The organism is Microbacterium azadirachtae, from assembly GCF_000956545.1.
Taxonomy (GTDB): domain Bacteria; phylum Actinomycetota; class Actinomycetes; order Actinomycetales; family Microbacteriaceae; genus Microbacterium; species Microbacterium azadirachtae.
The window spans coordinates 1-11,241 of record NZ_JYIT01000034.1; the positions used below are offsets into that span (position 1 = coordinate 1).

The window sequence follows — 11,241 nt, forward strand, 5'->3', positions numbered from 1 at the left end:
CAAACTTGAGCGTTGTCCTATCAAGTTTGTTTTGACATCCCTTGACAGCGGGCGTACCCTTGAGTCATCGCGACTCAGGTTTTCCGGTGATCCCCGGGATCCTGCGGCCGCGCAGGCTTTCCCAGAAACTTCCGACTGAAGGAGAAAACAAATGGCACGTGCTGTCGGTATCGACCTCGGTACGACGAACTCCGTCGTCAGCGTCCTCGAGGGCGGCGAGCCCAAGGTCATCGCCAACGCAGAAGGATTCCGCACCACCCCCTCGGTGGTCGCCTTCACCAAGGACGGGGAGGTGCTCGTCGGCGAGACCGCGAAGCGCCAGGCCGTCACCAACGTCGACCGCACGATCGCCTCGGTCAAGCGCCACATGGGCACCGACTGGTCGTTCGACGTCGACGGCAAGAAGTGGACGCCGCAGGAGATCTCCGCGCGCATCCTGCAGAAGCTCAAGCGCGACGCCGAGGCCTACCTGGGCGACACGGTGACCGACGCGGTCATCACGGTCCCCGCGTACTTCAACGACGCCGAGCGCCAGGCCACCAAGGAGGCCGGCGAGATCAGCGGCCTCAACGTGCTGCGCATCATCAACGAGCCCACCGCGGCGGCCCTGGCCTACGGCCTCGACAAGGGCAAGGAGGACGAGCTCATCCTCGTCTTCGACCTCGGTGGCGGAACCTTCGACGTCTCGCTGCTCGAGGTGGGCAAGGACGACGACTTCTCCACGATCCAGGTGCGCGCCACCGCCGGCGACAACCGCCTCGGCGGCGACGACTGGGACCAGCGCCTGGTCGACTACCTGATCAAGCAGTTCAAGGACTCGACCGGCGTCGACGTCTCGAACGACAAGATTGCGCTGCAGCGTCTCAAGGAGGCCGCGGAGCAGGCGAAGAAGGAGCTCAGCTCCTCGACGTCGACCTCGGTCAACCTCCCGTACCTGTCGCTCACCGAGAACGGCCCCGTGTCGCTGAGCGAGACGATCACCCGCGCGAAGTTCGAGGACCTCACCAAGGACCTCCTCGACCGCACCAAGAAGCCGTTCGAGGACGTCATCCGCGAGGCCGGTATCAAGGTCGGCGACATCGCGCACGTCGTGCTCGTCGGCGGTTCCACCCGTATGCCCGCCGTGGCCGAGCTCGTCAAGCGCGAGACCGGCAAGGAGGCCAACAAGGGCGTGAACCCGGACGAGGTCGTGGCCGTGGGCGCCGCGCTGCAGGCCGGTGTGCTGAAGGGCGAGCGCAAGGACGTCCTCCTCATCGACGTCACCCCGCTGAGCCTCGGCATCGAGACCAAGGGCGGCATGATGACCAAGCTCATCGAGCGCAACACGGCCATCCCCACCAAGCGCAGCGAGACCTTCACGACCGCCGACGACAACCAGCCGTCGGTCGCGATCCAGGTCTTCCAGGGCGAGCGCGAGTTCACCCGCGACAACAAGCCGCTGGGCACCTTCGAGCTGACCGGCATCGCGCCGGCTCCGCGCGGCATCCCGCAGATCGAGGTCACCTTCGACATCGACGCGAACGGCATCGTGCACGTGTCCGCCAAGGACAAGGGCACGGGCAAGGAGCAGTCGATGACCATTACGGGCGGATCCTCGCTCTCGAAGGACGACATCGACCGCATGGTGCGCGAGGCCGAGGAGCACGCCGCCGAGGACAAGAAGCGCCGCGAGTCGGCCGAGGTCCGCAACCAGGCCGAGACCCTGTCCTACTCGATCGAGAAGCTCATCTCGGAGAACGAGGACAAGCTCCCGGAGGACGTGAAGACCGAGGTCAAGGCCGACGTCGACGCGCTCAAGACCGCGCTGGCGGGCGAGGACGACGAGGCCGTGAAGGCCGCGTTCGAGAAGCTGAACCAGTCGCAGTCCAAGCTCGGCGAGGCCATCTACGCGCAGTCGCAGGCCGACGCGGCATCCGCCCCGCAGGGCGAGCCGGCGGCCGAGGGCGCCGCGTCCGATGAGGACGTCGTGGACGCCGAGGTCGTGGACGACGAGGACGAGAAGAAGTAATGACGGATCCCAAGGACTTCGAGGGCCCCGAGGGGGGCCGTGAGGTCGGCGGCCAGGGGTCGGACGCGAACGCGTCCGGCCCCGCGGCCGGGGCCGATGACCTGCAGGACGCCGAAGAGCTCACGGTCGACGACATCCTGAACACCGCGCCGAGCGACGACGCGCTCGCCGAGGACGCGGCCCTCGCGGACGCGGAGCACACCCTGCTCATCGACCTCAAGCGCCTCCAGGCCGAGTACGCGAACTACCGCCGCCGCACCGAGGAGCAGCGCGGCGTCGAGATCCAGCGCGCGAAGGGCGAGGCCGCCAAGGGCCTGCTCCCCGTGCTCGACGATCTCGACCGCGCCGCGCAGCACGGCGATCTGCAGGAGGGCACCCCCTTCGCCGCGATCGCCGAGAAGGTCCGCTCGGTCGTCGAGCGGCTCGGCGTCGTCTCCTACGGCGAGAAGGGCGACGAGTTCGACCCGCAGCAGCACGAGGCGATCTTCCAGCAGCCCACCCCGGGCGTCGAGAAGACCGTCGTGCTGGAGGTCGTCGAGGTGGGTTACCGCCTGGGCGATGTCGAGCTGCGTCCGGCCAAGGTCGTCGTCGCGGTTCCCGCTGAGTGACATCCGAAGAACAGGAAAGAGAGGTGGTGCATGGCTAGCCAGGACTGGTTCGACAAGGACTTCTACAAGACCCTTGGCGTCTCGAAAGACGTCTCCGAGGCGGATCTGAAGAAGACCTACCGCAAGCTCGCGCGCAAGTACCACCCCGACTCCAACCCCGGCGACGCCGCGGCGGAGGCGAAGTTCAAGGAGATCAGCGAGGCGTACTCGGTGCTCTCCGATGCGGAGCAGCGCGCCGAGTACGACCAGATCCGCGCCATGGGCGCCGGCGGCGCGCGGTTCACCGCGCCCGGCAGCGCCGGCAACGGCGGCTTCGACGACGTGTTCAGCGCGTTCAACCGCGGCCGCGGCGGGCAGACCGCCGACTTCGACGACATCTTCGCGATGTTCAACCAGGGCGGCGGATCCTTCGGATCCGGCCGTTTCGGGCAGCCGTCCGGAGGCTTCCGGGGCTTCGGCGGCCCGACCAAGGGCGCCGACGTCACGGCGCGCACCACGCTCTCGTTCGCGACGGCCGTGCGCGGCGAGACCGTCACGCTGCAGGGCGAGGACGGTCATCCGCTCAAGGTGAAGATCCCCGCGGGCGTGAAGGACGGGCAGAAGATCCGTCTCCGCGGCCGCGGCCGTCCTTCCCCGGACGGCGGCGAGAACGGCGACCTCGTGGTGCAGGTCTCCGTGAGACCTCACCCCGTGTTCACCCGCGACGGGCTCAACCTGCGCGTCACCGTGCCGGTCACCTTCACGGAGGCCGCGCTCGGGGCGACCATCGAGGTGCCGACGCTGGGAGGGGATCCGGTCAAGCTCAAGGTCGCGGCGGGAACGCCGTCCGGCCGGGTGCTGCGCGTCAAGGGCCGCGGGGTCACGACGTCGAAGGGCACCGGCGACCTGCTCGCCGAGATCCAGGTCGCCGTGCCGGCGCATCTGGACGAGGCCGCGCGCGAGGCGCTCGAGCGCTTCCGGGCCGCCGAGCCCGCGGAGAACCCGCGCGCCGAGCTGCTGGCGAAGGCACGCGCGTGAAGACCCCGTCATTGTGCGCCTCCGCTCGCGCCCTGCTGATGCCGAGAACGGGCGAACTGACCGAGATCAGGTGGATCCCTGCGGATTCTCCTGATCTCGGTCGGCCGTCCTCATTCCGGCACGGCCGAAACGGGGTGCGCTGTGGGTGATGAGCGCATGAGCGCCGACACCCCGATCTTCGCGATCGCGGTCGCCGCCGAGCTCGCCGGCATGCATCCGCAGACCCTGCGGCAGTACGACCGGATCGGCCTGGTCGTGCCCGGACGCACCCGCGGCGGATCCCGCCGCTACTCCCAGCGCGACATCGCCCAGCTGCGCGAGGTCGCGCAGCTGTCGAGCGAGGGCATGAGCCTGCCGGCGATCGCGAAGCTGCTCGATCTCGAGGACGAGGTCCGCACGCTCCGCCGCCGCGTCGTCGAGCTCGAGCACGACCTGCGCGAGGAGCGGGCCAGCCGTCCCGGCGTGCGGGTGTTCGCCGCCGGCGCGACGGGCTCCATCATGGCCGTCCCCTCCGGACGACGGATCCGGCGCTCGACCGAGATCGTCCTGTGGCGGCCCTGGCTGAACCGCCCTGAGGCGTCGGACGACGAGCTCGCCGACGATCCCGACGACAGCGAGCGCTGAGCCTGCGGGTCAGTCCAGCGGCTCGACGATGAAGCGCAGCGCGGCGCCCTGCCGGAACGGCTCGACGACCTCCAGGTTCTCGTAGGCCGGGCCGCCGGGGATCTCCGAGGCGCTCGCCCAGTACGACCAGCGGGCGTTGACCTGTGCGCGCAGAGCGGGATGCGGGTCGTCGACCCGCCACTCCTGCCGCATGCGCCGCCCCTCGAAGCGCCAGTGCGCGGCGGTGTCGGCGCTGTGCGTCACCGTCCACGGGTCGACCTCGTCGCCCGTGGCCGCGACGACGGCCGAGGCGCCGTCGCGCATGAGCTCGTCGAGCCCGAAGGACGCGTGCTCGGCGAAGCCCGTGCCGGTGAACCCCGGCCACAGCAGCGCCGGCGTGACCGTGCGGTCCGCGAGCTCGAGCCGGCGCAGCCGCGCCCAGTTGCCCATGGTGGCCGTGAGGACCAGGTGTTCGAGAGGCGTCGACCGCGGGCCTGCGAACCCGGCGAGCTCGACCTCGTGCGGACGGTCGGCGCGGAACCGCACGCGCACGTGCACGTCGGCGCCGTCGTCGAAGGGCTCGACCAGGACCCAGACGGTGAGTCGTTCGACGCCGTCCGCGACGTCCACCACCCCGCGATCCGGATCGAAGCGGGCGCGCGGGGCCGAATCGCCCGGGTCGTCGACCGCCCACAGGCGCTTTCCCGGCTGGCCGGGATCGAGGCGGCTCGGCTCCAGCTCCGAGTAGCCTCGTGCCTCGGCGCCCACCGGCAGGGGCTCCACGGCGATGTAGTTCACCAGGCGCTCGCGGGGGTGCTCCAGATAGGGCGTGAACACCTGGAGCAGGCCTCGGGGTGCCGGGCTCAGGCCGATCTGCAGGCCGTCCGGATGACCCCATCGGGGCTCGCGCGGCGCGGCGCCGGACGGGCGCAGCCAGCGGCCGCCGGCGACGGCGGGGGAGATCTCCTCAGGGGTGCCAGGTGTGGTCGTCGGTGCTCCTCGGGGTGCGAGGGAGACGATCGGCGATCATCTGAAATCGATTTCCTTCTCGCGGATCCTAAGCGAGATCGCGGGGAAAGATAAAGCAGGAAGAGGAGACAGGACGGCGTCCGGATGCCAGACTCTCGCCGGGATCCTGTTTTCGACGAAGATCATCTTGTATCTGAAATCGATTTCGCCTAACCTGGACGACAACCCGGTCGATGCCGATCCTGAGCGCGACCGCGGAACCGGCGTGAGCGCCGGACCCTGCACCGATTCGACGAGGAAGTCGTGTTCCCGAGGAGGAACCATGAAGACGGACACACAGCGCACCCGCCGGGTGGTGATGGCCGCACTGGGCGGCGTCACCGCGATCGGACTGCTCGCGGGCTGCGGCTCGAGCACCCCGGGACAGGCTGCGGGAGGCGGCGGCGACTCCGGGGGCAAGACCACCATCGAGTTCTGGCACCGCACGTTCACCCCGCCCGAGAACGCCTGGTACAAGGACATCGTCAAGAAGTTCAACGCCGCGCAGGACAAGATCGTCGTCAAGGACACCGAGATCCCCGCGGACGCCTGGGACCAGAAGATGAAGGCGGCGCAGGCCGCAGGCAAGGCGCCCGACATCTACACCCACTCCGGCAGCATCCAGGACGCGGTCAACGCGGGGCAGCTGTACGACCTCGGCAAGGTCGTCGACAAGTCCAAGCTCGACGAGATCATCGACTCCGCCAAGTCGGTCTCCGAGATCGGCGGCACCTACTACGCGTACCCCCTCCTGCAGGAGGCGCAGACGGTGCTGTTCTGGAACAAGGACATGCTCGCCAAGGCCGGGGTCGACACGGACAAGGCCCCCGCCACCTGGGACGACCTGCTCGCCGACTGCGCGAAGATCCAGCCGACGCTCGCGCAGGGCCAGTACTGCATCTCGCCCGCGTCCGACGCGATCACCTTCGCCTGGTCCACCGTCGGCCAGCAGTACAACTTCGCGGGTCACACCGCGCTCACCGACGACTGGTCCAAGCCCGACATCGACAACGCGGCGTACCGTGACCTGATGTCCAAGTACAAGGAGCTCTGGGACAAGGGGTACATGCCCAAGCAGGCGCTCGCCGCCTATGTCGAGGGCAAGGACTTCGGGCAGAAGAAGGTGGCCTTCAAGGTCTCCGGCTCGTGGATGATGTCCGAGATCGGCTCCGACTACCCCGACCTGCTCACCAAGACCGGCATCGGCGCGTTCCCGAACGCGTCCAACGCCGACGGACGCACCGCCACGACGCTCGGCAACTTCAAGTGGGTCATCGACGCGAAGAGCAAGAACGCCGAAGCCGCGGGGAAGTTCCTGGAGTGGTCGCTCGCGGGCGATCCGAAGAACCTCGTCCCGTTCTTCGTGAACACGCAGTTCACCAAGGTGCCCGTGCGCAAGAGCGTGCAGGAGGCCGTCGCGAAGGACGAGGCCGCCGCCAAGGCCCCGTGGTCGACCGTGATCGTGAACGACATCGCGCCGACCGCGATCCCCGAGCCGACCTATCCCTGGGACGTCTCGCTGGCCGTCGGCACCGCGATGGAGTCGGTCATGAAGGGCGCGAAGTCGCCCGATGATGCGATCTCGACCGCGAACGCCGCGATCGAGAAGGTCATCCAGTCGCAGGGCCTGCCCGGCAAGGCTCCGAAGAAGTGAGCGCGGCGCGGTCGGGGACCGCTGTGCGGCCGTCCCCGACCGTGCAGCCCGCCCCCACATCATCCCCCCGACGGAGAGCAACGATGACCACGCCAGCGATCGACGACCGACGCGCCGCGAAGCGCAGGGCCGACCGGCACCGCTACCGGGACACGAGGCTCGCGTACCTGCTGCTCGCGCCCGTGGTGATCCTGCTCGGGATCTTCGTGATCTGGCCGGCCGTCTACGCGGGATTCCTCTCCTTCCAGGACTGGAGCTTCTACAAGGATCCGCAGTTCGTCGGCTGGAAGAACTACGCCGACGTGCTGACGGACCCGCTGTTCGTCGCGACGATCGGACGCGGCTTCCTGTTCGTGCTGATGACCGTGCCGCCGATGCTGGTGCTCGCGTTCCTCTTCGCGAGCCTCGTGGTGAGCGTCTCGCGGCGATTCGCGACCGTGCTCAAGGTCAGCATCTACATCCCGACGATCATCTCGTCGGTGATCGCGTCGATCGTGTTCGTGCTGATCTACACCTACGACGGCGGCATCCTGAACGCCGTGCTCGCCGCGTTCCACATCGACGCGGTCGCCTGGATCGGGGATCCGGCGTGGGCGCTGCTCTCGGTCGCCGTGCCCGCCGTCTGGCTCGGGATGGGCATCACCTCGCTCATCATGGTCGCGGCCATGGTCGACATCCCCACGGAGTACTACGAGGCGGCGGCGATGGAGGGCGCCGGCTGGTGGCAGAAGACCTTCTACATCACGATGCCGCAGATGAAGAACGTGTTCCTCTATCTGCTGATCACCGGTTTCGTCGCGGCGATCCAGCAGTTCGAGCTGCCCCTCGTCATGACCCAGGGCGGACCGCTGGACTCGACCACGCTGCCGAACCTGTTCATCTTCAACCACTTCCGCAACGACGTGAACGTGGGCTACTCGATCGCCGCGGCGCTGCTGCTGTTCGTCGTGCTGGGATCCGTCTCGGCCCTCGTCTTCAAGTTCATCAATTCCGAAAGGCTCGTCGACTGATGAGTGCGACCTCCCCGACCACCGCGCTGGAGACCACCCGGATCGTCCTGGCCGGAAAGGATCGCCGCCGCTTCACGGCGCCGCACGGCGTCACCGGCTGGGCGATCCTCATCGGCAAGGCGCTCGTGGGCCTGCTGTTCCTGCTCGCGGCCCTGTTCCCGCTCGCCTGGATGGTGATCGCGGGGTTCAAGGCGAAGACCGAGGTGCTCAGCACGCCGTTCCAGTTCTTCCCCGAGGTGTGGCACTGGGAGAACTACGCGAAGATCCTGGCCGACGAGACGTTCCTGCGCACCCTCGGCTGGACGTTCCTCGGCGCCATCCTGTTCACGCTGCTGAGCCTGACCGTGAACTCGCTCGCCGCCTACGCGTTCGCGCGGCTGCAGTTCCGGTTCCAGCGCACGCTCTGGGTCGCCGTCATCACGACCATGTTCATCCCGGGCATGACGATCCTGCTCACGAGCTTCATCGTCGTGACGCGGCTGGCCATGCTCGACACCCTCGCCGTGCTGGTGATCCCCGGTGCGGCGAGCGCGGCCTCGGTGTTCTTCATCCGGCAGTTCTACCTGAACATCCCGGCGAGTCTCGAAGAAGCGGCGATGCTCGACGGCTGCGGCCGCTTCGCGATCTTCGTGCGCATCTTCCTGCCGCTGTCCAAGCCGCCGTTCGTGGTGATGGGGATCACGGCCTTCCTGGCCTACTGGAACTCCTACGTCTGGCCCATCATGACGATCACCTCACCCGAGAAGTTCGTGCTGCAGCAGTACCTCGCCGAGTTCCGCACCGGGCGGGGCTCGAGCGAGCTCGGCCTGCTGATGGCCGGATCCGTGCTGGCGGCCGCACCGGTCGTGATCCTGTTCCTCATCTTCCAGCGCCAGATCATCGGCAACATCAAGATGGCCGGACTCAAGTAGCCGGCCGTGTTCTCGAAGGGGAGAATGCCATGTCCGAAGAAGTGCTCCGCCCCGCCCGCGGGCTGACCCGCCGCACCGTCCTCCAGGGGGCGCTCGCCGCAGGCGCGGCGCTCGGGGCATCGGCACTGGGCGCGAGTCCCGCGGCCGCCGCCGGGCTCACCGTCACGCGCATGAAGGTGCTCGCCGGCACGCAGGCGGGCGTGCAGTACGGGATCGGCGCGACCGACCTCGGCATCCCGGCCCGCACGCCCGACGGGCGGCTGCTGTTCACGTTCGGCGACACGTGGGCCGACGCGGTCGGCGGCGCGGACTGGCGTTCGCCGGTCGCGCTGTACTCGTCCACGAGCACCCTCGCTTCCGGGGTCGTGTTCAACGGGGCGGCGGGCGCGGGCGCCAACACCCAGGTCACGGCGCCGCAGCTCTGGTACTACCCGCACGACGCCTACTACGAGACCGTGATCCCCTCCGACGTGATCACGATCGGATCGCGGATGTACCTGCACGCGATCGTGAACGGGCCGACGTTCGGGGCGGTGCGCTGGACCGAGCTCTGGCAGTCCGACGATTCGGGCGCGACCTGGCAGCACACGGGGCTGAAGTTCCCGGCGGACATGGCCGGCGGCCACTTCCAGTGCATCACCTGGGGGCAGGGCAGCGACGGCTACGTCTACATCTACGGCACCGGCTTCCAGAGGGACAAAGGGATCGTGCTCTACCGCGTGCCGCAGAACAGCATGACGACCCTGTCGGCCTACCAGCCGTGGGGCTACGCGAACGGCGTCTGGGCGTGGGGCAATCCCGCCACCGAGGTGCTGCCGGGCAAGTTCGGCGAGATGTGCCTGCGTCCGCTCGGCGGCAAGTGGATCCTGACCTGGTTCAACGCCGACGCCTACCGGATCGACGCGATGGTGGTGAACACCCCCACCGACAATCTCTACACGGCGACGAAGACCACCCTGCTGTGGGGCGGGAACTGGGGTGCCGAGGACGCGACGCACGTCGCCCAGCTCTACGGCGGGTACATCATCCCGGGCTCGACGCTGTCGGACCTGCACCTCAGCGTGAGCCAGTGGAACACGGGCGACAACAGCGTGTACCACGTGGAGCAGTTCCGGATCCAGGGGCTCGTCTGACGGCGGTCGTCAGCCGGCCGTGCCCACGCGGACGACGGTCGACTGCCATCCGGTCGAGCCGTCCGGAGCGATCGGGGTGCGCGCCTGCTCCTGCATCCGTCCGTTCCGATCGGTCGCCCGGACGACGAGGGTGTGACTGCCGCTCGTGGCGTTCCAGTCGAGGAACCACTGCACCCAGGTGTCGGCGCTGACGGGAGCCGACAGCGTCGCGGTCTGCCACGCCCCTCCGTCGATCTGCACCTCGACGCGCGCGATCCCCACCGTCTGCGCCCAGGCGACCCCGGCGATCCGGGCGGCCCCCGGCGGGATCTCCCTGTCGATGCGCGGGGTGTCGATCCGGCTCGACAGCTTGATGGGCGCCTGTGCGCTGTATCCGCGGGGCGTCCAGTACGCCTGATCCTTCTCGAAGGTCGTGACGGTCAGCCGGGTGAGCCACTTCGTCGCCGACACGTATCCGTAGAGCCCTGGCACGACCATCCGCACGGGGAATCCGTGCTCGGGCGGCAGGGGCTCGCCGTTCATGGCGACGGCGAGGATCGCGTCGCGGTGCGGATCCGTGAGCGCGTCGAGCGGCGTGCTCGCGGTGAACCCGTCGATGCTGCGCGAGAGGACCATGTCGGCCCCCTTCGCGGGGAGCGCGCGGGAGAGGATCTCGCGCACCGGCACGCCGAGCCAGCGCGCGGTGCCGACGAGATCGCCGCCGACCTGGTTCGAGACGCAGGTCAGGGTCACGGCGTACTCCCGCAGGCCCATCCGCAGCAGCTCGTCGAAGCTCAGCTCGACCTTCCTGCCGACCATGCCGTCGACCGTCAGCCGCCAGTCCGCCGGGGCGATCGCCGGCACCGAGAGCGCCGTGTCGACGCGGTAGAAGTCGGCGTTCGGGGTGAACAGGGGAGACAGGCCAGGGATGTCCAGCTCGGCGCCCGCGGGCACGGTGACCCGCGACAGCGGCTCCGGCAGCCGCAGAGCCTTGCGTGCGGCCGCGATCGAGGTGGTCGCCGCGGTGCCGAGGCGTGCGCCCACGCCGGCGAGGACGGCGGCGGCGGCCCCCACCGCCGTCAGAGCCAGGAAGCGCCGGCGATCCGGGCCTGCCTCGACGCCGGCCGCGGGGACGCGCCAGCGGTGCAGCGCGCGGATCGAGAGGGTCAGGAACGCGCAGCCCGCGATCGCGCCGACGAGCGGCGGTCGCGGGTCTTCTCGAGCGTCGGCGCCGTTGGGCCGGCGTCGCGGTGTTCGCCCTCGCCGGCGTCGCCGGGCTGCTGGCGACCGTGACGCGCGCGGGGGCGAGC

The 11,241-nt window shown here is 69.0% G+C and carries 10 protein-coding genes; 8 read left to right on the forward strand and 2 right to left on the reverse strand.

Annotated elements, in window-relative coordinates; translation table 11 throughout:
• Positions 1 to 151 precede the first annotated feature (151 nt).
• The 4 genes from dnaK (at position 152) to RL72_RS00635 (ending at position 4,257) form a co-directional block, all read left to right on the forward strand.
• Complete coding sequence (gene dnaK / locus RL72_RS00620) at positions 152 to 2,008, forward strand: molecular chaperone DnaK (RefSeq protein ID WP_045248864.1); 1,857 nt, start codon at positions 152 to 154, stop codon at positions 2,006 to 2,008.
• Positions 2,008 to 2,616: a nucleotide exchange factor GrpE gene (locus RL72_RS00625; protein WP_045248865.1), complete on the forward strand. Its 609-nt coding sequence runs from the start codon at positions 2,008 to 2,010 to the stop codon at positions 2,614 to 2,616. The genes dnaK and RL72_RS00625 overlap by 1 nt, the downstream gene beginning before the upstream one ends.
• Before the next feature lie 30 nt (positions 2,617 to 2,646).
• The gene (locus tag RL72_RS00630) at positions 2,647 to 3,633 is read left to right on the forward strand and encodes a DnaJ C-terminal domain-containing protein (RefSeq protein WP_045248866.1); all 987 of its coding nucleotides are present in this window, start codon (positions 2,647 to 2,649) and stop codon (positions 3,631 to 3,633) included.
• 156 nt (positions 3,634 to 3,789) lie between these two features.
• Complete coding sequence (locus tag RL72_RS00635) at positions 3,790 to 4,257, forward strand: heat shock protein transcriptional repressor HspR (protein WP_175491240.1); 468 nt, start codon at positions 3,790 to 3,792, stop codon at positions 4,255 to 4,257.
• Positions 4,258 to 4,266: 9 nt separating this feature from the next.
• On the opposite strand, the gene RL72_RS00640 is transcribed toward RL72_RS00635, so the two are convergent.
• Complete coding sequence (locus RL72_RS00640; protein ID WP_248700319.1) at positions 4,267 to 5,073, reverse strand: hypothetical protein; 807 nt, start codon at positions 5,071 to 5,073, stop codon at positions 4,267 to 4,269.
• A 454-nt stretch (positions 5,074 to 5,527) separates the two neighbouring features.
• Here RL72_RS00640 and RL72_RS00645 point away from each other — a divergent pair, with 454 nt between their 5' ends.
• The 4 genes from RL72_RS00645 to RL72_RS00660 all read left to right on the forward strand — a co-directional run bounded on the left by RL72_RS00645 (position 5,528) and on the right by RL72_RS00660 (position 9,952).
• Positions 5,528 to 6,898, forward strand: coding sequence for an ABC transporter substrate-binding protein (locus RL72_RS00645; RefSeq protein WP_045248869.1), 1,371 nt, complete (start codon positions 5,528 to 5,530; stop codon positions 6,896 to 6,898).
• Between the two features lie 83 nt (positions 6,899 to 6,981).
• A complete protein-coding gene (locus RL72_RS00650; protein ID WP_045248870.1) occupies positions 6,982 to 7,908 on the forward strand; it encodes a carbohydrate ABC transporter permease in 927 nt (308 codons plus the stop codon).
• Positions 7,908 to 8,819, forward strand: a complete 912-nt coding sequence (locus tag RL72_RS00655; protein ID WP_082071877.1) for a carbohydrate ABC transporter permease — start codon at positions 7,908 to 7,910, stop codon at positions 8,817 to 8,819. Before RL72_RS00650 ends, RL72_RS00655 begins: the two co-directional genes overlap by 1 nt.
• A 29-nt stretch (positions 8,820 to 8,848) precedes the next feature.
• Positions 8,849 to 9,952, forward strand: coding sequence for a glycoside hydrolase family 183 protein (locus tag RL72_RS00660; protein ID WP_045248871.1), 1,104 nt, complete (start codon positions 8,849 to 8,851; stop codon positions 9,950 to 9,952).
• Between the two features lie 9 nt (positions 9,953 to 9,961).
• Here the strand turns inward: RL72_RS00660 and RL72_RS00665 are convergent.
• A partial coding sequence (locus RL72_RS00665; protein ID WP_156156649.1) for a molybdopterin-dependent oxidoreductase occupies positions 9,962 to 11,241 on the reverse strand: 1,280 nt, incomplete at its 5' end.